This is a genomic window from Actinomyces denticolens, from assembly GCF_002072185.1.
In the GTDB taxonomy this organism is placed as follows: Bacteria; Actinomycetota; Actinomycetes; order Actinomycetales; family Actinomycetaceae; genus Actinomyces; species Actinomyces denticolens.
On record NZ_MVIW01000014.1, the window covers coordinates 32,513 to 55,022 of the forward strand.

Sequence of the window (22,510 nt, forward strand, 5' to 3'; positions counted from 1 at the left end):
AGGATGGAGGTCTTTGGTATGAAGTTCGATATGGCCGAGTCGGCGCTGGCGGAGTTGACGAAGAAGACGTCGACGTCTCATGACGACCTGGGCAGCCTGGTCAAGAAATTAGTGGCGGCGGCTGAGCCGCTGGAAGGGCGGTTCAATGGGGCAGCACGGGCGGCTTTCGACTCGTTCAAGGGGCGAACGGACCAGGTGGCCGCCGATCTGAACGGGGCGTTGGCATCGGTGCTGAGTGGCATCAAGGGGATGGATTCGGCGTTCACGAAGGGCGTGGCCGATATGGTCGAGTCAACGAGGCAGGCCGAGTCGGGAGCGAATTTTGATGGGGCGGCGTTCGGGCCGAAGGCCTGATCCGCCTGTCGAGTATTGGAGGAGTTTGAGATGGCGAACAATGTTGAGCAGCGGTCTTTTGATATGGGAGCGTCCAGTGAGGCGCAGTCGAATTTTGAGTCGGTGGCGTCCCGACTGGAGTCGTTGATCGATCAGCGTGACGCCGATGTGAGGGCAGCGATGGCGCAGTACCAGGCCGATGGGGTGTCGGAGGAGTATCACGCGAAGGAGCAGAATTGGAGGACGGCGGCGTCCGAGGTGAAGTCGATCATCACGACGCTGCGCTCATCGATGCAGTCGAATGACGACACTGCGTCCGCGGCGTTGAAGGCGGCAGCCGCCGCAGTCCAGGAGATCGGCGGCTGACATTTCACCGTCCCGCAGAACCGGACATCGAGCAGTTGTGGGGGTCGCACGCATGACGCGCGGCCCCTATAACTGCGTCACATCGCGGCGCCATCCCTTACATCAGGAGTCGGCGCGACGAATGGGCTTCTCGCCGTCCTGCTGGCCGTCTTCGGCTTTCTTTGCGGCTCGGCGGGCGCGGTCGCGCTCGCGGCGGCGGGCCAGGGCGGCCTGGTGCTCATCCCACTGGGCCGCCCCGGCGGCCATCCAGTCGGGGATGAACTGCGGATCACGCGGATGACGCTCCAACTCCACATGACACGAGTGCGGCGCCGGGCGCCTGGGACCATCACCGTCATCGAGAACCGGCTCACTCATCCAGTCCAACTCACTGCGCAGCACCCACTCACCGGCCACCATCCAGAAATGACCGCACGTCCACGCCCCACGACCAGGCAACGCCTGCCAATCACGCAGACGCCCAAGCCCAGGCCCGATACCGAGCGGAAGCCTGATACGTTTTTTATCTCCGCCGACCGTGAGCCAGTCCCTAGCTCTAACGATGCGTCCTATCCCGAACATTTCAGAGTCGAAACGCTCGAACCCCGGCACTTGCTGAACCCACTCACGAATAGCAGCCTCAAGACTCTCAAAATCATCACACCTCACCATGAGCGCACCACCTCTTCTCTCCACAGAACCTTATCGCGAACCATCATCAGGAACCGCCTCGTTAGGAAAGACACTTCTGTCGGGCAAATTCTCAGCATTAGTCCAGGAGACATCGAATTCTTCTGGTACTCGTGAGGCTGGGTCGAGGCCTTTGAGGGTGCCGGTGGGCGAGGCGATGTCGGGGTCGGCGTACCTGACCTCGATGCGTATGTCCCTGTACTCATGCGGGTTCTTCCTCACATCCTGCTCGAAGGCGTAGAACGTGTCCGTGTTCTTGACCGGCAGGTTGACGTCCTTGTGCATCGGCACCACGTTGATCGCCTCGGGCGGGCCCCCGAAGTCATGACCGGCCAGGTGACCGCCCTGTGCCCGTCGTTTTCATCGACATTATAGGAATGGTTGTGGGCGTCTCGACCGGAGTCTGCCGTCGCCTGGTTGCCGCCGTGCGGCGGGGTTGCGGACGCGCCCGGGGGTAGTGGGCGCGTCCCGGGGGCGCGTTGGCGACCCCACCGCGCGTCCGCACCCCCCGGGGTGCGTCCGCAATGCCCCCGATCCAGCGCCGCTGGAGGCGCGCGGGGTCACACAGGCGACGCCTGCCCGGCGGTCGCGTCCCCTTCCCGCTCAGCCGGCGCGGCCTGCTGGGCCTCCTCGGTCTCCTTGGCTGCTTTCTCGGCTCTCTTGGCGGCCCGGCGGGCGCGGTCGCGCTCCCTGCGGCGGGCCAGGTCGGCCTGGTGCTTGTCCCACTGGGCCGCCCCGGCGGCCATCCACTCCGGGATGAACTCCGGATCACGCGGATGACGCTCCAACTCCACATGACACGAGTGCGGCGCCGGGCGCTTGGGGCCATCCGGCTTATCGAAGATCGGCTCCCTCATCCAGTCCAACTCACTGCGCAGCACCCACTCACCGGCCACCATCCAGAAATGACCGCACGTCCACGCCCCACGACCAGGCAACGCCTGCCAATCACGAAGCCGCTCAAACCCATAACCAATGTCAGAAGGGGACCAGATCGACTTCTTCTCTCCGTCGACCGTGAGCCAGTCCTTGACATTAATTACGCGCCCTATCGCAAGCATGTCACAATCGAAGCGCTCAAATCCTCGAACACCTTGAGTCCAATTGCGCACAGCAACCTCAAGGCCCTCAAAATTATCGTATCGCACATCAGCCGCCATATCACTTCTCCCAAATCATTATGTCAATTTATTTATCAGAGGCTGCTTCGTTCGGGAAGACGTTTCTATCGAAAACACCTTCGGAATTCTTCCATTTGACACGGAATTTTTCTGGTACTCGTGAGGCTGGGTCGAGGCCTTTGAGGGTGCCGGTGGGTGAGGCGATGTCGGGGTCGGCGTACCTGACCTCGATGCGTATGTCCCTGTACTCATGCGGGTTCTTCCTCACATCCTGCTCGAAGGCGTAGAACGTGTCCGTGTTCTTGACCGGCAGGTTGACGTCCCTGTGCATCGGCACCACATTGATCGCCTCGGGCGGGCCCCCGAAGTCATGACCGGCCAGATGCCCACCATGGAAGTCCTCCCCACCCAGGTTCCCGATCTGCGACTGCATGCTCTCCGAGCGCCTGCGCCACTGCGCCACCTCGAACCCATCAGCCTCCACCAGCACGGTGCGCCCCGCCCCATCGGTCGTGTAATGGAACGTCCCGTCCACCGTGTACGTCACATTCGGCAACGGATCATTCAGATCAGCGTTCATCGGATTGGCCCGCTCGCCCCACACATGGTACCGCTCCACAGCCGACGACAGCTCCGCATGCCTGATCTGCCCGGAGGCGTCCGTGTAGTAGTCGCCCCGGCCCTCCACGTGGTAGACCGCGTTGGGCTCCAACTCCACACCACGCCCGAACGGCGTCCGGGCCCCGGGCATTAGCGCATCGCCGTCCGAAACGCTCTTCTCCACGCGCTCGACCCCGTCGGGCAGCTCGGGCCGATGAGCCTGGTTGAACCCATCAGCATCACCGGCAGCCCGCCGCTGCTCCAGATGCTGCTTGATCGCCTCCGGACTGCCCGGCTCGGGACCCCCATCACCACCATGAGCACCATCATGATGCGAGCCCTCGGCGTCGCCCTTGTGGCCGGCGTCCGCATCAGCACCATCATGATGCGAACCGTCCGCCCCATCATGGGCGTCAGCGCCGTCGTGATGCGAGGAGCCCTCGACATCACCCTTATGGGACCCGTCGCGATGCGAGCCATCCGCCCCATCGCGGGCATCGGCGCCCTCACGATGACCGGCATCGGCGTCGCCCTTGTGGCCGGAGTCCGCATCGGCCTGCCCATCATGATGGGCGCCGCCGTCACGCTCATGGGCACCAGCGGCCCCATCACGGCCAGCGCCCTCCGCCCCGGCATCGGCGTCACCCTTGCGACCGGCATCAGCATCAGCCCCACGATGACCAGCCTCCGCATCGGCTCCACGATGACCGGCATCGGCCTGCCCATCATGATGGGAGTCGCTCCCATCACCCTTGTGGGACCCGTCGTGATGCGAGCCATCCGCCCCATCGCGGGCACTTCCCGCCTCGCCCTTGTGGCCAGCATCAGCCTCGCCACGGGCACCATCGGCCCCATCGTGGGCACTTCCCGCCTCGCCGTTGTGGCCGGCATCAGCATCAGCACCATCGTGATGCGAGGAGCCGTCGACGTCACCACCGTTGTGGCCGGCATCGGCCTGCCCATCATGGTGGGAGTCGCTCCCGTCACTCTTATGGGACCCGTCGTGATGCGAGCCATCCGCCCCATCGCGGGCACTCCCCGCATCACTGCTGCGGCCGGCATCAGCAGCATTCGAACCGGCACCGTCCTGACCACGGACACCAGCACCATCCGCAGAACCGGAACCACCATCACCGACGCCCCCACCGGGCGAGCCCTCAGCGGCATGCGGACCCTGCGCCGAAGGAGCATCAGCCGCGCCCGCCGAAGACCCCAGACCCGTCCCCGACTCCGGAATATCGACGTTCTCACCCTTCGGCGCACCTGCGCCCACCTCGGGCACATCCATGCTGGGCGCATCAACCATCCCACCATCAGGGACATCCACATCCACACGCGGCACATCGATCCCGGACGCCGTGTCAGCGCCAGTCCACTTCCCGATGACATCATTGAGATCGAAATCCAGGTTCAGCGCCGTCTTGACCTTCCCGGCAACATAGCCGGTTGGGACCTCGATCAGCTTCCCGACCCCAGCACCCACAGGATCCAAGAACGTCAGAACACGATCAACCGTGACCGCGACCTCCCCGGCACGAGCCAACCTCGAACCCGACGCCCCGAGCTTCCCAGCCTTACTCGCCCCAGCAGCAGCACCAACAAACAAAGTCCCAATGTTGAAGACAGTACCTCCTGCTGCGCGCGCCGGGTCGTCACCCCACTGATCCGCGCAGACAAAGCCCTTCACAGCCCCACTCCACGAGCCCCAGGCCGTGCTCAAACTAGTTCCGAAACCATGCCAGCCATAATCGCCATTCTCGTCCTCGGATAGGCCGATAAGACCCCCGATGCCCTTCCAGGTGTTCGAAGCCGTCTCCCCGGTCCAGCTCCATCCATCCTGACTGTTGTAGTCGATGCCGATCAGATTGCCCAGGCTGCGCAGCGTGCCCCCCAGCCCCTCACACACCACGCCATCCCACAGGAATCGTTTTACTTGTACCCCGGCAGCCTTGGGGCAGTCGTCCTTGCGCTCGACCGGCGAGCCCCAGGGCAGGCCCTCCGTCCCGGCGGGGATCTCGCTGTAACCGTAACCGAGCTGGTCGTCCTCGCTAGTAGGGTCCGTATGGTAGGCCTCAAGGCCGTCCAGTGCGCGGATCGTGTTCGCGCACTCCACTTCAGCGGCCCACAGATCCGTCTGGATCTTGTTCGCCCGAGTGATCAGATCATTGTTCTCGTTGACCTTGTCCTGGTCATGATCCCACTTGTCATCGCCCTCGATCTTCGCCTTGAACGCGACTCCATCGGCGTGAAGGGCCTGAGCCCGGGTCTTGATCCCTGAAACGGTGGAGGCGAAGGTGGTCAGCGCTCCGGCCAGGGATTCCAGGTCCGTGGCGAGATCGTCCGAGTTGTTCTTCACCGGATCCATTGCGGCGTACAGGGTCTCCTGCTCCGGGGCGGAGTAGCAGCCGGAGATCCCGGACCACGTGGTCTGGATCGTCTGTCCCGCGGTGCGCAGGTTGCCTGCCTTCGTCTTCATCGTGGACGCGGCGGTCTCCACTGATGCGATATCGAAGGACAGGCAGGGGATCTTGGTCTCGTCGAAAGGGGTCTGTGCCATGGGGTTCTACTCGCAGAGTTCAGGGTTCCGCCGGAGCAGAGCGCTCGGTCGGGGTCGGACATAAGAGTGGGTTGTGCCGCTGAGGCGGCTCAGGGCTCCGGGCAGGAGCTCAGGCGGTGCCCGCCGCCGAGCGCTGGTACTCCAGGGCGCCCGATTCATCCTGGTTCACATAAGCGGTGACAGCGCTCACCGTTCCGTTGAGCGCTGCGGATACCCGTGTGCCCAGGCCCTCGAACTGGCTCTTGCGGTTCTCGAAGAACGTTCCGATCGCCGAGGCCACCAGGGGCGCGTTGCCGCTGTCGGACAGAGGGGAGGGCTGGGTGCAGGGTGTGACTGCGGCCTCCGCTTGGGTGCCGACATCTGTCAGGGCGGTGGTGAGGTCCCCCTCGGCAGTCGTCTTCACCGACTCGATGATCGAGGAGACCGATGCTGGATTGATGTCCCATGAGCTCATCTCAGGCATCCTCTCGCTCGTCGCGCACCGGCGGCACGCTCCCCCATCCAACAGTGGGCGCTATCCCGCATATCTCGCCGTCCTCTCAGTATCCGCACGGCTCCACGGCCCTCGTAGGCCTTGCCGACCATAGTGCTCGCGCCGGCACCGCCGCCCCGTTTGATCAGGGAGGGGCGCACCCGCGCACGCATGGGCCCTATCATTGCGTGTCACGGGGAGGTCACGTCAACCGGACTCGCCCGGCGGACTGGCGGCGCCACCAGCGAGTCATCATCGCTAGCATGGCGAGCGCACGCGTGATTCCTGAAGCGCGGGCCTCCGGCGCGCCCGCATCACGACTCGTGCCACGCACCCATTGAGCGAGGAGCGAAGGAGCATCCATGGCTGTCCGCACCGCCCACCACTACTACGACGCCCAGAGCGGGGACACCGGTGCCGTCACGTTCCTCGACAGCGCGATCGTCGGCTTCGACGAGGGCCTGAGCGATTTCCTCAGCGCGGTCCGACAGACCAGCGGCAGGGTGCCCGTGCTCATCCTGGGCGACTCGGCGCGCGTCACTCCCGCCTTCGACCGCCTCACTGAGATGGCTGGTGCCCTGCCACTCATCAGGGATGATAGAGGCTATCGGCTCATGCGGGGCGGCCTCTGGGCGCCCCGCGTCGCGGACTTCCTCACCCGAGGCTCCACGAGCATCTCGTCCCTCTCCCCTCGGCACCTCATTCGCCAGAATCTCATTGACGTGATCTACGTCTCAGCATCGCTTTATCACCCGGCGAAGGCCTCCGCGATTGTGGGCCGGAGTGTGGAGCTCATCGCCGAAGCCTTCGCCCCGGCTGGTGAGGTCGGCATCTCCTGGGGCCGCTACGAGCCCGCCGGCGCCTCCTGGGATCGCGCCGAGATCACCGCGCTCGCCCGCAGGAAGATGCCTGCCATCGATCTCACCATCGCCCTCCACGGCGAGGGATTCACCGCCACTGGGACGATGAGCATCAACCGGACCCGCCTGGGCATCGAGGAGTACGTGGAGCTCGCCGTCGCCGTCCCGGGCAGGGACTCCTCCGAGCATGAGCCCCGGGCCCTCGCCCTGCTGCGTACCCTCTCCCAGGAGACCCGGCCCCAATTCGTCCTCGTCACCCGCACCAAGGGGTTCCCGGACGCCTCTCTGCCGACCTCCGCACGCGTTCCCGCCTCCCCGGTCGCCGTCCTCATCGGCCGGGCGGGGCTCAAACAACTCGGCGTCACCCCGTCCGTCGTCGCCGAGCAGCACGGCGGCTCCGTGGAGGGAGTGGGTAGGCGTCTCAACCTCGTCGTGCCTCTCACCACTGCGGCGCCAGGCGATTGGGCGCCGCTCATCCGCCTCATCGAGACGCTTGATCAGGAGGGAACTACGACGGTCGCCCGCGTGCTCGGGCACTCCGGCCAGGCCGATGACGCCCCACCCGGCGGCCCCGCATCCCGGAGAACCAACCCCGCGGCAGGCGCGTAACCGCGTCGCCCCCCGAACCGACTCACCGAGCAGGAGCCGAACGTGCCCAGGATCGCCACGATCATCACCCCGGACGTCCCAGACGTCACCCTCATCCTCGGCGTCGCCATGGCGCGGCTCGAGCACGCGACGATCCGCCGAGAGAAGGACGGCAGCGCCGTCATGCTCTTCGACGACGCCGACGCGCTCACGCCGGCTCTCCACGTGCCGCACCCCTTCATCGTCTTCGACCCGCGCGAGGTCCTGCGGCTGCACGACGTCGATCTACCGCCGGAGTGGCGGCCAGTCATCCTCACCGTGTGCACAGTGGGCACCGGAGAGCTCTTCGACCCTTACTTGGCGGTCGTCCAGGATGCCGCCATCATGAGTGGAGGAATCGTCTCCCTCAACGGCCGCCAGATGCCCCCGCCCAAGGATTGGCCGTGGCATCGCGGAGCCGATGGGCGCTGGGAGCCCGACCCGGGCCTGCCCAGGGCTAGGCGATAGGACGGCCGGTCAGCGAGAGGTAGAGGTCGGTGGTCATGAGGCTGGCCGCCGGCATGAGCAGGAGCGGGCCGATGATCGTGACGCCGAGGACCCAGGCGAGGCACCACAGGACGACGCATAGGGCGGCCACGCCTCCCGCGTCCTGCATGGTGCGGAAGGAGACCCCCAGCGAGGACCGCACCCCGCCCCGCCCCTCCATGCACGCCACGGGCGCCGCCTGGAAGAAGAACAGGGCGATGAACAGTAGTACGACGAAGCCGACAACGAAGACGACGATATACCCGGGGACGAGAAGAATCGTGAGCAGCGCGGTCCGCACAGGCTGGAGAGGAAGGATGCGCTTCGTCCACCTCGGGTCCCCGGGGAGGGCGGCCCGCAGCGCCGCCCAGTCGCACACTGTAATCGTCAGGGCGATGATGACGAATGTGGAGAAGATGCTGACGAGATCGGCGGTGCCACCGGCCAGGGCGGCGTTGGCGAGCCACTGAGCGCTGACCACCGCCACCCCGCCGATCAGTGGGATCGCCGCCATCAGCGGATGGCGTGAGAACGTCCTCCATGCCCAGCGCCAGAGCGCGCCGGCCCGCGGCGGGCAGGGCCGAGTCGCTGTGCCGAGGCCCGGACAGCCCGTCATGCTCGCTCCGATGATGCCTTCTCCTCCGCAAGAGTCGTGTCAGGGACGGGCCAACGTTACCCGCCTCTCGGGACTCCGTGCCACTGAGAGCCGGGGATGCTCCTCCTGCGATTTGCCCCACGAGGTCGCGACGGCGCGTATGGTGCACCACGCCATTCCTGTGGAATGGCGTGGTGCATGATTGGGACTTTGTTTGTTGGTGCTGCTGCTGGGGCGAGTAAGGCTGGGAAGCTCGGGGCGTCGGGTTCGAGGTTGGCTCGTGCCGGGGCGGTCGCGGTCACGGTTGATCGTGTTCTGACGTTCTTGGATCCTGTGGGTGCTGGGGTCGGGAAGCTGATCGAGGTCCCAACCGGCTATGTTGCCGGGAAGGTCAAGACGGCGCTGAACCTGGATTTCGATCTCAATGATGTGATCGGCAGGTGGACCGGTGCGGATACGGCGTCCGGGATCGATGTGCCGCGTGTGGATGTGGATGTCCCTGATGGTGGGATGGTTGATGCGCCCAGCATGGATGTGCCCGAGGTGGGCGCAGGCGCGCCGAAGGGTGAGAACGTCGATATTCCGGAGCCGGGGACGGGTCTGGGGTCTTCGGCGGGCGCGGCTGACGCGCCCTCGGTGCAGGGTCCGCATGCCGCTGAGGGCTCGCCCGGTGGGGGCGCCGGTGATGGTGGTTCCGGTTCTGCGGATGGCGCTGGTGTTCGTGGTCAGGACGGTGCCGGTTCGGATGCCGCTGATGCCGGTCGCAAGGGCGAGGCGGGAAGTGCCCACGATGGGGCCGCTGGCCCGCATCACGATGGGCAGGCCGATGCTGGTCATCGTGGGGCTGATGCTGATGCCGGTCGCAAGGGTGACACCGACGCTGAGGCGGAGGGCGCTGGCCGTGATGGGGCCGCTGGTGCCCATGAGCGTGACGGCGGCGCCCATCATGATGGGCAGGCCGACGCCGGCCACAACGGTGAGGCGGGAAGTGCCCATGATGGGGCTGATGGCTCGCATCACGACGGGTCCCACAAGGGTGATGGGAGCGACTCCCATCATGATGGGCAGGCCGACGCCGGTCATCGTGGAGCCGATGCGGACGCCGGCCACAAGGGCGACGCCGACGGCTCCTCGCATCACGATGGTGCTGACGCTGGTCATCGTGGGGCTGATGCTGATGCCGGCCACAAGGGCGAGGCGGGAAGTGCCCATGATGGGGCGGACGGCTCGCATCACGACGGTGCTGACGCTGGTCATAAGGGTGATGTCGAGGGTTCGCATCACGACGGCGCTGACGCCCATGATGGGGCGGACGGTTCGCATCATGATGGTGCTGATGCGGACGCCGGTCACAAGGGTGACGCCGAGGGCTCCTCGCATCACGACGGCGCTGACGCCCATGATGGGGCGGACGGTTCGCATCATGATGGTGCTGATGCGGACGCCGGCCACAAGGGCGACGCCGAGGGCTCGCATCATGATGGTGCTCATGGTGGTGATGGGGGTCCCGAGCCGGGCAGTCCGGAGGCGATCAAGCAGCATCTGGAGCAGCGGCGGGCTGCCGGTGATGCTGATGGGTTCAACCAGGCTCATCGGCCCGAGCTGCCCGAGGGCGTTGAGCGCGTGGAGAAGAGCGTTTCGGACGGCGATGCGCTAATGCCCGGGGCCCGGACGCCGTTCGGGCGTGGTGTGGAGTTGGAGCCCAACGCGGTCTACCACGTGGAGGGCCGGGGCGACTACTACACGGACGCCTCCGGGCAGATCAGGCATGCGGAGGTATCGTCGGCTGTGGAGCGGTACCATGTGTGGGGCGAGCGGGCCAATCCGATGAACGCGGACTTGAATGATCCGTTGCCGAATGTGACGTACACGGTGGACGGGACGTTCCATTACACGACCGATGGGGCGGGGCGCACCGTGCTGGTGGAGGCTGATGGGTTCGAGGTGGCGCAGTGGCGCAGGCGCTCGGAGAGCATGCAGTCGCAGATCGGGAACCTGGGTGGGGAGGACTTCCATGGCGGGCACCTGGCCGGTTATGACTTCGGGGGTCCGCCCGAGGCGATCAATGTGGTGCCGATGCACAGGGACGTCAACCTGCCGGTCAAGGATGTCGACACGTTCTACGCCTTCGAGCAGAAGGTCCGTGATGATCCCGGCAACTACAGAGACATACGCATCGAGGTCAGGTACGCCGACCCCGACATCGCCTCGCCCACCGGCACCCTCAAAGGCCTCGACCCAGCCTCACGAGTACCAGAAAAATTCGATGTCTTCTGGACCGATAGACAGGGTCTAGGCAGGGGGAAGCCATACGAAAATCGGGCCATCGATGACACTGGCTCAAGATAGGAAAGGTGACTGAAATGGGATCATCTATTGCCGGGCAAGGAACTGGCGACCTCGAATCTTCTATTCGAGAATGGGTTCAGACGATTCCTGGATTCGAGCGCTTCGATCATGAAACAGCCAGGATCGGACGTGGGGGCAGTATTATAAATTGGCTGGTGGTGGACGGTGAGAAGAAATCGGTTCATCCGCCTTCAGATATTATTTTCAAATTAACGGACCTTCGTGCCGCCCAGGCGTTGCCTGGTCGTGGGGCGTGGACGTGCGGTCATTTCTGGATGGTGGCCGGTGAGTGGGTGCTGCGCAGTGAGTTGGACTGGATGAGTGAGCCGGTCTTCGATGACGGTGGTGGTCCTGAGCGTCCGGGGCCGCATGCTTGTCATGTGGAGTTGGAGCTCTATCCGCGTGATCCGGAGTTCATCCCGGAGTGGATGGCCGCCGGGGCGGCCCAGTGGGACAAGCACCAGGCCGACCTGGCCCGCCGCAGGGAGCGCGACCGCGCCCGCCGGGCCGCCAAGAGAGCCGAGAAAGCAGCCAAAGAAGCCCAGCAAGCCGAGCCGCTGGCCGAGCAGGTAGAGGACGACGGCTCGACACCGTCGCGGTGAGCCCCGTGGAGTACGGTGCTCCGTACGTGTGGTTGGTGGGGCCGGACCCGATGGCGGGCCGGCCCCACCTGTCGCTGTGAGGGAGTCGCCAATGCGCGTAACCGTCCCAGGGGCCGCAGGCCGACTTCGGGAAGTTCGCGCCGCCTTTGAGGAATTAAAGGTTGTTGCCGTTGTGTCTAGTGGATGGGGAGTGCTGGATGAGTGATGATGTTGAGAAGGCGGTGGCTGAGGAGCTGGCCGGGTGGATGCGGGCGGAGTCGTTCGAGCGGGTGGTGCTGGAGGTCAACGCCCTAGCGTTGATGTGTGATACCCGGGCGAGGTGCTGGCGGGCGGGCGAGGACGGCGATGGTCGCGAGGAGATCGCCCCCAGCGACCTGTGCTTCGCGGTCCTGAGTATGCATAAGACCCGTGTTCTGCCGGATCGGGGGCGGTGGACGTGGGGTCGGTTGTGGATGGATGCCTCAGACTGGGTGCTGCACTCGGAGTTCGATTGGATGCGCGAGCCGCATTTCGACCCGCCCTTCGAGTACATCCCGGCGGACTGTGCGGTGGAGGTGGACCTGTATCCTCGTTCGGCGGAGTGGATCCCCGAGTGGTTGGCCGATGGGATCGCCCGCCAGGAGAAGCACCTGGCCGCCCTGGCCCGCCGCCGGGAGCGCGACCGCGCCCGCCGAGCCGCCAAGAAAGCGGCCAAGGAAACCCAGCAGGCCGATCAGGCCCAGCAAGCCGAGCCGCCGGCCGACCAGGCGGGAGATGCGACCGCCGGGCAGGCACCGTCAGCGCCGTGACCCCTTAAGCGGCTCTTCCGAGTTGCGGTCGGGATGGTGCGGCGCGTAGCGCGGGCCCGCCCACACGGAGCCGGTGGGGCCGGCCCCGATGACGGGCCGACCCCACCAGTCGCCGAGGAGAGGGCCGGCGAGCCCGCCCCGGACAATCCGGCACCGCTCACCCCACGAGGTCGCGGCGGCGCAGGGCGGCGGCCGCCACGACGAGGAACACGCAGGCCGCCACGAGGCAGACGCCCGGGCCGATCCAGGACTGCGACGGCCCGAGCACAACACCCCACGCCTCCCCGGCCCCGCCCGCGCGCCCCGCGCTCGCCGTCGGGAGCGACGGCAGGTGCGTGAAAGGCGAGAGATCGAGCAGCCACTGCGGGGCCCTGAGGGCCTGCCCCAGCACGGTCACGCACGTGGCGAGGAGAAGCACTCCCCAGCCCACCATCCGGCCCGCCCGGGGAGCGAGGGCCTGCGCCGCCAGTGCGAGCGCGCCGAGCAGCAGCGCCGCGGGGATCGTGGACCCGCATCCCGCCACAATGCCCGTCGCAAGCGCCCACGGCCGGTCCGCCGCCTCACTCCCCCGGACGATGAGGGGGATCACCGCGGAGGCCACCAATCCGACAGCGATCGCCACCGCCAAGGCGCCCACCCCCGCCGCCACGACCGTCGCGCGGCCCATGAGCCAGCGCCCCCGGGCGACCGGCTGGGCGAGGATGACGGCCGCGCGCCCTGAGCCCTCCTCCCCCGCTGCGGCACTCGCCAGGGCGACCGCGCAGGCCGCCACGACGAGCCCGCCGTAGGTGACGATGAGCGCCAGATAAGTCTGAACCGTCAGCTCCCCGCCGACGAAGGCCCGAAGCGCCGGATTGTCCTCGAACATAGCGGCCAGGCTCGACTCGACCTGCGAGGCGAACACCCCGTAGACGACGGCGAAGACCAGCCCGCCCACGAGCCACCAGCCGCGCGTCGCCGCGGACGTGCGCAGCGCCAGGCCGACGGCGCCACGAGGCCCCGGCCGCCGCGCTCCCCGGGAGGCGGGCAGCCTCACGAGCCCCTCCCCCAGCTCGCGGCGCGCGTGGAGGGCGCAGCCCGCGGCGCACAGCGCGACGGCGCCGGCGACGAGCAGGAGGAGCGGCGCCCAGCGCAGCCCCGCCCAGGGACGCGCCTGCTGGACGAGGCCGATCGGCGTCGTCCAGGACAACCAATCGGCCCCCGCACTGGAATCCCCGAGCCCGCGCAGCTGGTACCAGACGACGACGAGGAGGACCCCCGACCCGCGGGCAGCCCTCGCTGAACCCGCGAGCGCGCCCAGCACCAGCCCGCCGCCGGCGCCCGCGGCGGTGCTCGCGGCCAGGCCGAGCCCGGCGCCGAGCGCGTCGCGGGGCGCCAGGCCCACGGCGATCGTGATCGCGCAGAAGACCACCGCCATGAGGACGCCGGTCACCGCGACCGAGACCAGGGCCGCGCGCGCCGCCTGGGAGCGGCCCACGGGCGCGGCGCGCAGGAGCTCGCCGGGGCCGGTCTCCTCATCGCCCCGAGTGCGGGCGATGGACATGAGAAGCCCGGCGAGGACGGCGACGAGGGCGAGGTAGCCGAGCACCTCGGTGGCGAGAATGGCGCCGAGGGAGGGATCGGCGGCGTCGAGGCCGTAGCCGGGGCCCGTGAACATGGCGGCCATCGGGCTTGAGAAGGCCGTGACGAAAGCCCGGCGCTCCTCGGGCGTGTCATAGATCCCGGTCAGCGCGATGGCCGAGTAGACGGTGAGCAGCGCGACGCCGAGGGTCCAGCCGATCGCGGGGCGGCGGTCGCGACGCAGGGTGAGGCGGGTGAGCGGCGGGATCACTCGTTCCATCGCTCAGCCCTCCTCGCCGTCGGCGGAGGGGCTGGCGTCGTCGGCCGAGTAGTGGTGGAGGAAGATCTCCTCCAGGCTCGGTGGGGCGGCGGTGATCGACCGCAGTCCGAGCGCGGCCAGGCGCTCCATGACAGCGCCCACTCGCTCGGCGTCGACGGCCATGCCGACCTGCCAGGCGTCGTCGGCCCTGGAGGTCGAGAGGTCGTGCACCCCGGGCTCCCCGCTCAGATCGGGTTCTCGCTCGACGACGGCGCTGATGCGTGAGCGGGCGAGGGCTCGGATGCGCTCCAGGCTCCCGGACTCGACGGCGCGGCCCGCGCGGATGATGGTCACGGAGTCGGCCAGGCTCTCCACCTCGGACAGGATGTGGCTGGAGAGCAGGACGGCGCTGCCCCGCTCGGCAGCCTCGGCGACGCACTGGCGGAAGACCTCCTCCATGAGGGGGTCGAGGCCGGAGGTGGGCTCATCGAGGATGAGAAGGTCGACGTCGGCCTCCAGGGCGGCGATGAGGGCGACCTTCTGGCGGTTGCCCTTGGAGTAGGCGCGGACCTTCTTGCCCGGATCGAGGTCGAAGCGCTCGATGAGCTCGGCGCGGCGCTTCCCGCCGGGCCTGCGGGAGCGCAGGGAGGCCAGCGCGTCGAGGGTCTGCCCGCCGGTGAGGCCCGGCCAGAGGGCGACGTCGCCGGGCACGTAGGCCAGGCGCTCGTGCTCGGCGACGGCGCCCCACGGGTCGGCGCCGAAGAGGCGGGCGGTGCCGCCATCGGCGCGGAGCATTCCGAGCAGGACGCGCAGCGTGGTGGACTTGCCGGCTCCGTTGGGGCCGAGGAAGCCCAGGATCTGGCCGGGCGCGACGCTCAGGTCGAGCCCATCGAGGGCGCGGGTGGCGCGCGGGCCGCGCCCGAAGGTCTTGGTCAGTCCGATGGTCTCGATGACGGGCACTGCGGTGCGGTCGGTGGCGGATGAGGGGCTCATGCGTCCTCCTGGGGTGATGAGCTGGGACGGTTGGCGGAGTCGAGATAGGCGGCGAACATGCTTGGGTCGGTGAAGAGCGGCCGGCTGTAGATGGCGACGGAGACGGGGGTGTAGCGCGTGTAGTAGTCACGGATGGAGCCCTGGATGTCCGTCGGGTCGGCCGCCTCGTAACGCAGGTAGAGCAGGAGGGCCCCGGCCTCGGCGTAGACGAGGTAGCGGGCGCGGGCGGTGTCATCCGGGCTCGGCGCGATGGCGCCGGAGGCGACGCCGTCGGACAGGAGGGAGGCGGTCTCGGCGACGAAGGAGTCCATGAGGGCGCGCGCCAACTCACCGCCGTCGGACAGAGACCGCAGGGCGTAGGCGCAGGCGGGCAGGTACTCCTCGACCTGGGTGAGCTGACTGAGGAGGTCGGCGGGGCCGCCCATGATGACGGAATCCCGCTTGGCCTCGTCCATCTGGCGCAGGACCTCTGCGTCGCAGGCCCGGCGCAGGCCCTCCTTGGAGCCGAAGTGGTGGGTGATGAGCCCGGCAGTGACTCCGGCGTCCGCCGCGATGGCGCGCAGGCCCACGCTGAAGCCATCGGCGGCGAAGCGAGCCATGGCGGCGGCGCGAATCCGGGCCACCGCGGTGAGGTCCTCCTGGTGGGAGGGGGTCGTGCGATCCAATGTTGAACGCATGACCAATATATTATACGCTCGTTCAGCCCTCTTCAAGAGGTCCCTCCGGCGCTATCCGCCCGACCCCGGTCGGCCGGGGGACCCCGCCCGTACCCACGAGAAGGAGGATGCGCCCGGCCCGGCCCCGCTCGATCAGGGGCGGATCAGGGTGACCCCCGATACCTCGGGACGCGGCGGCGGGGCAGGCTTGAGCCATGAGCACGAACGACTTCTCCCCCGCATCCACGACTTCCGCCCCCTCCTCCGCCTCCGGCGCCGGAGCTGCGTATGGGCCTGGCCCCGGAACCTATTCCGCGTCCTACGGCCCCGGCGACCAGTACTCCGGGACCCACTCCACTGGCTTCGGCGGCGCCACTTACGCGCCGGGCTCCTTCTCGGCGCGCACCGAGTCCTGGCGATCCTCACTGCCCCACCGCTCGCGCAACCGGCTCCTGGCCGGTGTCTGCGGCGGGATCGCAGAGGAGATGGGCGTGAACCCCGCCCTCGTGCGACTGGCCACGCTCGCCCTGGCCGTCCTGCCCGGCCCCATGTGGCTGGCCTACGCCATCGCCTGGATCCTCATGCCCGCCGCCGACTGAGCGCGGCCGAGCGAGCGGCCCCACCGGGGCCCGATTCGCGCCCTCACCCCGGCCTTACCGTCTTACCCCCGCTTTACCGTCTCGGCCCGCAAATACCGCCTCGGCCCGGCCTTGCGCCCTCATCCTCGCAGTTTGAGGGCGCAAGGCCGGGCCGAGGCGGTTCCTGCGGGGTCAGGCGGTTCCTGCGGGGTCAGACGGTTCCTGCGGGGTCAGGCGGTATCCGCGGGCCGAGGCGGTTCCTGCGGGGTCAGACGGTATCCGCGGGGTCGGACCCCTCCCACTCCTCCTATGCCGCGAGCGCGGCCTCGTAGACAGCGCGGTCCTTCGCGGAGAAGGCGCAGATGACGATCCGCAGCTCCGACTCCGGGTGCGCCGCGAGCCAGGCCCTGATCGTCTCGAGGACGAGCGGGGCCGCCTCCTCCTTGGGGTATCCGAAGGCGCCGGTGGACACCGAGCACAGGCCCACCGAGTCCAGCCCCGCCTCCTGCGCGGTGTCGAGGATCGCCCGGTAGCAGCTCGCGAGGCGGGTGCGATGGCGCGGCTCCACCACCCCGCCGTCGATGACGGGCCCCACCGTGTGGATGACGTGCTCGGCTGGCAGGTGGTAGCCGCCGGTGAGGACCGCGCGCCCCACGGGCTCGAGCCCCTCCCCCCTCTCGGCGCGCCCCGCCATGTACTCGGCGCACTCGGCGCGCAGGCCCGGCCCGGCAACAGCATGGATGATGTTGTCGATGCAGGCGTGGCCGGGCGCGCGGCAGCCGAGCATCTGCTCGTTGGCGGCGTTGACGATGGCGCCGGCGCGCAGGGTGGTGAGATCCCCCTCCCACAGGGCCGCATGCTCGCCCAGCGCCCCCGCCACGCCGTGGGTGACGGCCAGGACGGGAAGCGCGAGGGCGTCGGGATCGCCGGCCGCGGCGGCGCGCTCACGGGACTCGACGGCGAGCATGTCGTCGAGCTCGTCGCGCATGTCCTCGTCGTCGATGGGGCGGGGCGGGCGGATGGTGAGCAGTCCGTCGAGCAGGCGCCGGCGCTCGGCGAAGGGGAGCTCGTCGAGGGCCGCGGGCGGCGGGAAGGAGGCGACGTCGCCATGGCTGACGGCGTCGGTGGCGAAGTACTGGGTGAGGATCGCGATGCGCCCCTCGGCGGCGGTGCGCGGCCGGATCGACCCGGGGCCGGGCGATGCGGGCGGCGCGGGGGGCGTGAAGGGCGTGGAGGGCACAGGCGGCGTCGGCATGGCGCCAGGGTACGGCGCGGGGCCGGATGGGTCAGTCCCATCCGGCCCCGCGGCCGCGCAGTGGCAGATCAGGCGGTGTAGTTCTGGGCGGAGAGGAACCAGCCCTGCTGCTCGAGCTGCTGGGTGTAGTCCTCCAGGATGCCGCTGGAGATGGCGTCCTCGGCGTCGACCTCGTCGTGGACGGCGCGCAGGGTCTTCACGACGGCATCGATGGCCGAGACGATGTAGTCCACGGCCTCGTTGGTGATGACCTGGGAGACGGGGGCCTCGGGGACGGTCGTCCTGGCGGCGATCGTCCCGGGGCGGCCGTCGGGCACGACGTTGATGGCGCGCATGCGCTCGGCCAGCGCGTCGGAGCCCGAACGGGCGATGTCGACCACCTCGTCGATGTTGAGGTGGAGGTCGCGGAAGTTGGGGCCGACGACGTTCCAGTGGATCTGCTTGGCCACCAGGCTGAGGGCGGTGATGTCCACCAGGGAGGACTGGAGGTGACCACTCAGGGTCTCGGAGGCGGTGAAGGACATGCGGACGGGGGCGGAGGTGACGGTCTTCGTGCTCATGGGCGTTACCTTACTCTCGATCGGTTCTAAAAAGAAGTTCGTATGGGGCTGGGGTCAGGCCCGCCCGCCGTCGGCGGCGTCCTCCCCGGCCCGCCCCTTCGCCTGCTCCTTGGCGATCTCGGCCTTGAGGGCGTCCATGTCGAGATCGCGGATCTGCGTGATGAGGGCGTCGAGCGCCTTGGCGGGCAGCGCGCCGGCCTCGCGGTAGACGAGGACGTCGTCGCGGAAGGCCATGAGGGTCGGGATGGAGGAGATGCCCAGGGCGCCGGCGAGCTCGGGCTCCTCCTCGGTGTTGACCTTGGCGAAGGCGATGTCCGGGTTGGCCTCGGCGGCCTTCTCGAAGACGGGGGCGAAGCGCATGCAGGGGCCGCACCAGGAGGCCCAGAAGTCGACGATGGTGATGCCCTCGCCTCGCACGGTCGAGTTGAACTCCTTGCCGGTGATGGTGGTCAGAGCCATGGGTTTGCCTTTCGGATCGACGGCGGCTGATCGGGACAACAGATACCCCCGGGTGTATATTCCGGGGCTCGCGCTCAGTCCCGGGGCTGGAGGTCGGCCCAGGCCTGCGGGTCGAGGCGGCGGCCCGTGTAGAAGGGCGTGTCGACGCGCACGTGGAGGCGGGCCTCCGTGTAGCGCTGGTGGTGGATGACCCCCTCGAGGCGGTCGAGGGTGTCGGCCTCGAAGCCGAGGATCCACTCGTAGTCGCTCATGCCGAAGGCGGCGAGCGTCGAGCCCTTGACGTCGGGGTACTTGGAGAAGCCGTTGCGCCCGTGGGCGGCCATGATGCGGCTGCGCTCCTCGTCGGGGAGGAGGTACCAGTCGTAGGACCGCACGAAGGGGTAGACCATGCACCAGTCGCGCGGGGCCGTGCCCGCGAAGCAGGCGGGGACGTGACGGCGGTTGAACTCGGCGGGGGTGTGCAGGCCCATGCAGGACCAGACCGGCTCCAGGTGGCGGCCGAGGGCCGAGGCGCGCAGCCGGTGGTAGGCGTCCTGGAGGCGCTCGGGGTCGTCGTCGAGCCACCAGATGAGCAGGTCGGCGTCGGAGCGGAATCCGGCGACGTCGTACCAGCCCCGGGTGGTCACGCCCGTGGCCTCGACGAATCCCGCCGACTCGGCCACGATCCGGGCGCGCGCGCCATCGCCGGCGGGCAGGGGCGAGGCGAGGCGCAGGACGGCCCACAGGGCGTAGTGATTGCGGTCGTTGATGGCGTCGAAGTCCACGTCGACGGCGTCGCGCGGGTCGCGGTGGGGACGGCGCTCCTCGTCCTCGAAGCGGTGGATGGCGGGGGCGGTGTTATCAGGCGTGCTGGTCATGAGTCCTCCTCGGAGTGGCGGGTGCTGCGATGGTGGTGATGGTCGTGGGCGTGATCGCCGGGGCGGCAGCAGGAGTCGGGGCAGACGGTGTGGAAAGGACCGGCGCCCGTCGTGCTGGTCGGGACGACGCTCTCGCCCCGGGCGACGGCGGCCCTCTCGGTCAGCAGGTCGGCCAGCGAGGCGACCAGGGCCGGGTGCGTGCCCGCGGTGGCGGCCCGCGCATAGGGCAGGGCCAGCGCCTCAGCGGTCTCGCGGGCCTCGGTGTCCAGGTCGAAGACGACCTCCATGTGGTCGGCGATGAAGCCGATGGGGGCCACGACGACCCCGCCGGGGGGCTCGGGCGCCGCGGCCAGGGCCGTGATGCGGTCATTGATGTCGGGCTCGAGCCAGCGGGCCTGCGGCGGGCCGGAGCGCGAGCAGTACGCCAGGTCGAGCTCGGGCGGCGACTCCAGGCCCAGGCGCTGGGCGACGATGGGCAGCAGGACGCGCGCCAGCCCCAGGTGCTGCTCGACATAGCTGATCTCCGTGGACAGGTCCGCCGCGACGCCCGGCTCGCGGACGGAGGGCGAACTGGGCGCCGAGAGCGGGGCGCCGGGCGCTGAGCCGCGCTCCATGGACACCGGGATCGAGTGGGTGACGAGGATGAGGTGGACGGCGTCAGCGGGGACCCCCTGGGCGGCGAGCTCGTCATAGGCTGCGACGATGGCGTCGGCGTTGGCCTGGAGCATGCCCGGGGTGTTGTAGAAGGGCCGGGTCTTGTCGACCGCCAGCTCAATCGGCCCGCCCCCGGCGCCCCCCACGCGCGCGGCGGCGTCCGCCTCGGGGCCCTGGCCGGTGGCGCCGTCGGAGCCGGCGGCGAGGAGGGCGAGAGCGCCCGCGAGGTCCTCGCGGTACTGGCGGCACCCGGAGTAGGAGCCGTAGGCGGCGGTTGTCAGGGCGAGGACGCGTCGGGCCCCGGCGTCGGCGAGCCCGCGCAGGGCCTCGGAGACGAAGGGGTGCCAGTTGCGGTTGCCGATGGCCACCGGCAGTCGCGAGCCCCGCGCGGCGAGCTCGGCGCGCAGGGCTTCCAGGAGCTCGGCATTGCGGGCGTTGATCGGCGAGACGCCCTCGAAGCGCTGGTAGTGGACGGAGACCTCGGCGAGGCGCGAGTCGGGCACGCCCCGGCCGGCGGTGGCGTTGCGCATGAAGGGCAGGACGTCGTCGGGCCCCTCGGGGCCGCCGTAGGACAGGAGGAGGACGGCGTCGTAGGGGGACAGGGGGTCGATCATCGCGCGCCTCCCGCACGGGGCGCTGGCGCGCCCAGGGAGTCGATGGGGCCCAGGACCATGGGGAGGGCGGTGAGGTAGTCCTGCGCGCGACCGGACTCGCCGGCGGCCCGGGCCGCCTCGCTGGGAGCGTGCATGAGGGCGGCGGCCAGGCGCTCCAGGGCGCGGACGGCGTCATCGAGGTCCACCCTGCCATCGACGGGGCGCAGGCGGGCCGCCTCGCGGGCCACCACGTCCTCGGCGCCGCTGCGCAGCGCGCGGATGACGGGGTCCATGCGGCGACCGCCCATGAGGCGCTCGAGGGCGGCCGCCTCCTCGGCGACGATCGCTTCGGCCGCCTCCACCTGGGCGGTCTGGGCGGCGGGCACGGCCTGACGGATGCGGGGCAGATCGATGAGGAGCGCGCCGGGGGTGGCGGCGACGCCGGGGTCGACGTCGCGGCTGAGCGCGAGATCGAGGATGACGAGGGGGTGGACGGCCTCCCGCGAGGACCGCTCACGGGCCGCTCGACGGAACAGGGCGTCGTCGACGAGCTCACGGGTGATGACGGGGCTGCCCAGGCCGCGGCAGGTGATGACGAGGTCGGCGTCCGCGAGGCGGTCGGGGAGCTCGTGGGGGCCGACGACGGACAGGCCGCGCTTGCGCGCGAAGGCGGTGGCGCGGTCGGTCCCGGCGGCGCTGAAGCCGGAGCGGGAGGTGCGGTCGGAGTGGGAGTGGACGGCGATGTCGCGCACGCCCCTGTCGCGCAGCGCGGCGACGGTGGCGCCCGCGTAGGCCCCGGTCCCGACGACGACGACGCGCGCCCCCTCCAGTACCGGCATGTGCTGGGCGGCCAGGCCGAGACCGACGGCGACGAGGCTGCGGCCCGCTCCGGCCAGCGCCGTCTCCCGGGCGACACGGCGGGAGGCGGCCGAGGCCCGCTCGACGAGCCGGCACAGCTCGGCGGAGGCGGTCCCCTCCGTCGTCGCGCGGGCGAGGGCGCGGCGCAGCTGCCCGGCGATCTCGCGCTCGCCGACGACCATCGAGCGCAGGCCCGCCGCCGTGGCGATGAGCTCGCGATAGGCCTCGGAGCCCTGGACCGCGGTGAGCACGGCGGTCCCCTCGGGCATGCCCGCGCGCCGCTCCAGCAGGGCGCTCACAGCGCTTGCGGCGCTTGCGGTGGGCGACGGCGAGTCCCCGGGCCGGGCCGAGGCGCCCGATCCCCCATCCGGATCATCGACCGGCGTATCGAGGAGGACCGCGAGGCGGTTGCAGGTGGCCAGGACGAGCACGCCCCGCAGGCCCGGGACGGCGGCGAGGATGTCGGGGCCGAGGCGCCGAGGATTGACCCCCAGGCGCGCGACGACGTCGAGGCCCTGGGAGAGATGGTCGGCTGAGAGGAGATGGATCGTCACAGTGCTTGAATTGAAGCACCGGTCCCGCGCGCGCCAGTAACGCATCCGGATTATCGGCTCAATAACGAGCCGAAATCGTCATGTCGGCACGTCAGGAACCGTTCGCGACATCGCGTCATCTCTTATCTCCCGCGATATCACGCCAGCAATCCACCGCTCCCGGAAGGAGGCGCGACCAGCGTCATGGACCATGGCGAGGCAGCCCTCACCCGGGCGACCCACCATTCGCGCACCGCGTCACATCCCATC

Annotated in this window: 23 protein-coding genes and 1 pseudogene; 8 read left to right on the forward strand and 16 right to left on the reverse strand. The window is 69.1% G+C overall.

The features are described 5' to 3' along the window. Window positions 1-18 precede the first annotated feature (18 nt). Entirely contained in the window at window positions 19-354 is a 336-nt protein-coding gene (locus B1H55_RS05550) for a WXG100 family type VII secretion target (RefSeq protein WP_077240958.1), read from the forward strand. A 30-nt stretch (window positions 355-384) separates the two neighbouring features. Beyond that, window positions 385-699 carry a pore-forming ESAT-6 family protein gene (locus B1H55_RS05555; protein WP_077240660.1) on the forward strand — a complete coding sequence of 105 codons (315 nt, stop codon included), beginning with the start codon at window positions 385-387 and terminating at the stop codon, window positions 697-699. Between the two features lie 102 nt (window positions 700-801). On the opposite strand, the gene B1H55_RS05560 is transcribed toward B1H55_RS05555, so the two are convergent. From B1H55_RS05560 to B1H55_RS05595, 5 genes and pseudogenes are all read right to left on the reverse strand, one after another. After that, window positions 802-1,098, reverse strand: a complete 297-nt coding sequence (locus B1H55_RS05560; RefSeq protein ID WP_077240661.1) for a hypothetical protein — start codon at window positions 1,096-1,098, stop codon at window positions 802-804. A gap of 282 nt (window positions 1,099-1,380) precedes the next feature. Further along, a pseudogene (locus B1H55_RS05565) lies at window positions 1,381-1,707 on the reverse strand (DNA/RNA non-specific endonuclease); the annotation flags it as partial. Between the two features lie 221 nt (window positions 1,708-1,928). Next, complete coding sequence (locus tag B1H55_RS12655) at window positions 1,929-2,528, reverse strand: hypothetical protein (RefSeq protein ID WP_174977479.1); 600 nt, start codon at window positions 2,526-2,528, stop codon at window positions 1,929-1,931. Between the two features lie 28 nt (window positions 2,529-2,556). Further along, window positions 2,557-5,646 carry a DNA/RNA non-specific endonuclease gene (locus tag B1H55_RS12275; RefSeq protein WP_096519376.1) on the reverse strand — a complete coding sequence of 1,030 codons (3,090 nt, stop codon included), beginning with the start codon at window positions 5,644-5,646 and terminating at the stop codon, window positions 2,557-2,559. Window positions 5,647-5,755: 109 nt separating this feature from the next. Next, entirely contained in the window at window positions 5,756-6,100 is a 345-nt protein-coding gene (locus B1H55_RS05595; RefSeq protein ID WP_077240667.1) for a DUF6507 family protein, read from the reverse strand. A 380-nt stretch (window positions 6,101-6,480) separates the two neighbouring features. On the opposite strand from B1H55_RS05595, the gene B1H55_RS05600 reads away from it, so the two are divergent. Beyond that, window positions 6,481-7,587 (forward strand): DUF6177 family protein, encoded by a 1,107-nt coding sequence (locus B1H55_RS05600; RefSeq protein WP_077240668.1) that lies wholly within the window; start codon window positions 6,481-6,483, stop codon window positions 7,585-7,587. Between the two features lie 42 nt (window positions 7,588-7,629). Further along, window positions 7,630-8,073, forward strand: a complete 444-nt coding sequence (locus tag B1H55_RS05605; RefSeq protein ID WP_077240669.1) for a hypothetical protein — start codon at window positions 7,630-7,632, stop codon at window positions 8,071-8,073. Here the strand turns inward: B1H55_RS05605 and B1H55_RS05610 are convergent. Together B1H55_RS05610 and B1H55_RS05615 are read right to left on the reverse strand one after the other, a co-directional pair. After that, window positions 8,063-8,605, reverse strand: a complete 543-nt coding sequence (locus tag B1H55_RS05610) for a hypothetical protein (protein ID WP_077240670.1) — start codon at window positions 8,603-8,605, stop codon at window positions 8,063-8,065. The genes B1H55_RS05605 and B1H55_RS05610 overlap by 11 nt on opposite strands. Window positions 8,606-8,746: 141 nt before the next feature. Next, entirely contained in the window at window positions 8,747-10,177 is a 1,431-nt protein-coding gene (locus tag B1H55_RS05615; protein ID WP_143221388.1) for a hypothetical protein, read from the reverse strand. 132 nt (window positions 10,178-10,309) lie between these two features. On the opposite strand from B1H55_RS05615, the gene B1H55_RS05620 reads away from it, so the two are divergent. From B1H55_RS05620 to B1H55_RS12660, 3 genes are all read left to right on the forward strand, one after another. Continuing rightward, complete coding sequence (locus B1H55_RS05620) at window positions 10,310-11,035, forward strand: DNA/RNA non-specific endonuclease (protein ID WP_077240672.1); 726 nt, start codon at window positions 10,310-10,312, stop codon at window positions 11,033-11,035. A 5-nt stretch (window positions 11,036-11,040) separates the two neighbouring features. Continuing rightward, window positions 11,041-11,637: a hypothetical protein gene (locus B1H55_RS05625; RefSeq protein ID WP_371836541.1), complete on the forward strand. Its 597-nt coding sequence runs from the start codon at window positions 11,041-11,043 to the stop codon at window positions 11,635-11,637. A 197-nt stretch (window positions 11,638-11,834) separates the two neighbouring features. Beyond that, on the forward strand, window positions 11,835-12,425 hold the full coding sequence (locus B1H55_RS12660; RefSeq protein WP_205635512.1) for a hypothetical protein: 591 nt from the start codon (window positions 11,835-11,837) through the stop codon (window positions 12,423-12,425). A gap of 157 nt (window positions 12,426-12,582) precedes the next feature. Here B1H55_RS12660 and B1H55_RS12285 read toward each other — a convergent pair whose 3' ends face one another. Genes B1H55_RS12285 through B1H55_RS05645 form a run of 3 tightly spaced genes read right to left on the reverse strand, consistent with a single transcriptional unit; the run spans window position 12,583 to window position 15,914 of the window. Then, window positions 12,583-14,265, reverse strand: coding sequence for a hypothetical protein (locus B1H55_RS12285; protein ID WP_231952691.1), 1,683 nt, complete (start codon window positions 14,263-14,265; stop codon window positions 12,583-12,585). Window positions 14,266-14,268: 3 nt separating this feature from the next. After that, the gene (locus tag B1H55_RS05640) at window positions 14,269-15,237 is read right to left on the reverse strand and encodes an ABC transporter ATP-binding protein (protein ID WP_077240675.1); all 969 of its coding nucleotides are present in this window, start codon (window positions 15,235-15,237) and stop codon (window positions 14,269-14,271) included. Then, a complete protein-coding gene (locus B1H55_RS05645; protein ID WP_231952689.1) occupies window positions 15,234-15,914 on the reverse strand; it encodes a TetR family transcriptional regulator in 681 nt (226 codons plus the stop codon). The genes B1H55_RS05640 and B1H55_RS05645 overlap by 4 nt, the downstream gene beginning before the upstream one ends. A 194-nt stretch (window positions 15,915-16,108) precedes the next feature. On the opposite strand from B1H55_RS05645, the gene B1H55_RS05650 reads away from it, so the two are divergent. Continuing rightward, the gene (locus B1H55_RS05650) at window positions 16,109-16,492 is read left to right on the forward strand and encodes a PspC domain-containing protein (RefSeq protein ID WP_077240676.1); all 384 of its coding nucleotides are present in this window, start codon (window positions 16,109-16,111) and stop codon (window positions 16,490-16,492) included. A 286-nt stretch (window positions 16,493-16,778) separates the two neighbouring features. Here B1H55_RS05650 and B1H55_RS05655 read toward each other — a convergent pair whose 3' ends face one another. The 6 genes from B1H55_RS05655 to B1H55_RS05680 all read right to left on the reverse strand — a co-directional run bounded on the left by B1H55_RS05655 (window position 16,779) and on the right by B1H55_RS05680 (window position 22,261). After that, the gene (locus B1H55_RS05655; protein ID WP_077240677.1) at window positions 16,779-17,726 is read right to left on the reverse strand and encodes a macro domain-containing protein; all 948 of its coding nucleotides are present in this window, start codon (window positions 17,724-17,726) and stop codon (window positions 16,779-16,781) included. A gap of 68 nt (window positions 17,727-17,794) precedes the next feature. Further along, the gene (locus B1H55_RS05660) at window positions 17,795-18,286 is read right to left on the reverse strand and encodes a Dps family protein (RefSeq protein ID WP_073453526.1); all 492 of its coding nucleotides are present in this window, start codon (window positions 18,284-18,286) and stop codon (window positions 17,795-17,797) included. Window positions 18,287-18,340: 54 nt separating this feature from the next. Next, entirely contained in the window at window positions 18,341-18,745 is a 405-nt protein-coding gene (gene trxA, locus B1H55_RS05665) for a thioredoxin (protein WP_077240678.1), read from the reverse strand. 74 nt (window positions 18,746-18,819) lie between these two features. Further along, window positions 18,820-19,602 carry a hydrogen peroxide-dependent heme synthase gene (gene hemQ / locus B1H55_RS05670; protein ID WP_073453530.1) on the reverse strand — a complete coding sequence of 261 codons (783 nt, stop codon included), beginning with the start codon at window positions 19,600-19,602 and terminating at the stop codon, window positions 18,820-18,822. Beyond that, a complete protein-coding gene (locus tag B1H55_RS05675) occupies window positions 19,599-20,870 on the reverse strand; it encodes a ferrochelatase (RefSeq protein WP_077240679.1) in 1,272 nt (423 codons plus the stop codon). Before B1H55_RS05675 ends, hemQ begins: the two co-directional genes overlap by 4 nt. Next, complete coding sequence (locus B1H55_RS05680; RefSeq protein WP_167370553.1) at window positions 20,867-22,261, reverse strand: glutamyl-tRNA reductase; 1,395 nt, start codon at window positions 22,259-22,261, stop codon at window positions 20,867-20,869. The genes B1H55_RS05675 and B1H55_RS05680 overlap by 4 nt, the downstream gene beginning before the upstream one ends. Window positions 22,262-22,510: the final 249 nt, after the last annotated feature.

What these genes read in the sequence shown, in the direction of transcription:
- B1H55_RS05550 (WP_077240958.1), top strand. Translation starts at nt 19, where the DNA reads ATGAAGTTCGATATGGCCGAGTCGGCGCTGGCGGAGTTGACGAAGAAG.
- B1H55_RS05555 (WP_077240660.1), top strand. Translation starts at nt 385, where the DNA reads ATGGCGAACAATGTTGAGCAGCGGTCTTTTGATATGGGAGCGTCCAGT.
- B1H55_RS05560 (WP_077240661.1), bottom strand. Translation starts at nt 1,098, where the DNA reads ATGGTGGCCGGTGAGTGGGTGCTGCGCAGTGAGTTGGACTGGATGAGT.
- B1H55_RS12655 (WP_174977479.1), bottom strand. Translation starts at nt 2,528, where the DNA reads ATGGCGGCTGATGTGCGATACGATAATTTTGAGGGCCTTGAGGTTGCT.
- B1H55_RS12275 (WP_096519376.1), bottom strand. Translation starts at nt 5,646, where the DNA reads ATGGCACAGACCCCTTTCGACGAGACCAAGATCCCCTGCCTGTCCTTC.
- B1H55_RS05595 (WP_077240667.1), bottom strand. Translation starts at nt 6,100, where the DNA reads ATGAGCTCATGGGACATCAATCCAGCATCGGTCTCCTCGATCATCGAG.
- B1H55_RS05600 (WP_077240668.1), top strand. Translation starts at nt 6,481, where the DNA reads ATGGCTGTCCGCACCGCCCACCACTACTACGACGCCCAGAGCGGGGAC.
- B1H55_RS05610 (WP_077240670.1), bottom strand. Translation starts at nt 8,605, where the DNA reads ATGGCGGCGATCCCACTGATCGGCGGGGTGGCGGTGGTCAGCGCTCAG.
- B1H55_RS05615 (WP_143221388.1), bottom strand. Translation starts at nt 10,177, where the DNA reads ATGAGCACCATCATGATGCGAGCCCTCGGCGTCGCCCTTGTGGCCGGC.
- B1H55_RS12660 (WP_205635512.1), top strand. Translation starts at nt 11,835, where the DNA reads ATGAGTGATGATGTTGAGAAGGCGGTGGCTGAGGAGCTGGCCGGGTGG.
- B1H55_RS12285 (WP_231952691.1), bottom strand. Translation starts at nt 14,265, where the DNA reads ATGGAACGAGTGATCCCGCCGCTCACCCGCCTCACCCTGCGTCGCGAC.
- B1H55_RS05640 (WP_077240675.1), bottom strand. Translation starts at nt 15,237, where the DNA reads ATGAGCCCCTCATCCGCCACCGACCGCACCGCAGTGCCCGTCATCGAG.
- B1H55_RS05645 (WP_231952689.1), bottom strand. Translation starts at nt 15,914, where the DNA reads ATGCGTTCAACATTGGATCGCACGACCCCCTCCCACCAGGAGGACCTC.
- B1H55_RS05650 (WP_077240676.1), top strand. Translation starts at nt 16,109, where the DNA reads ATGAGCACGAACGACTTCTCCCCCGCATCCACGACTTCCGCCCCCTCC.
- B1H55_RS05655 (WP_077240677.1), bottom strand. Translation starts at nt 17,726, where the DNA reads ATGCCGACGCCGCCTGTGCCCTCCACGCCCTTCACGCCCCCCGCGCCG.
- B1H55_RS05660 (WP_073453526.1), bottom strand. Translation starts at nt 18,286, where the DNA reads ATGAGCACGAAGACCGTCACCTCCGCCCCCGTCCGCATGTCCTTCACC.
- trxA (WP_077240678.1), bottom strand. Translation starts at nt 18,745, where the DNA reads ATGGCTCTGACCACCATCACCGGCAAGGAGTTCAACTCGACCGTGCGA.
- hemQ (WP_073453530.1), bottom strand. Translation starts at nt 19,602, where the DNA reads ATGACCAGCACGCCTGATAACACCGCCCCCGCCATCCACCGCTTCGAG.
- B1H55_RS05675 (WP_077240679.1), bottom strand. Translation starts at nt 20,870, where the DNA reads ATGATCGACCCCCTGTCCCCCTACGACGCCGTCCTCCTCCTGTCCTAC.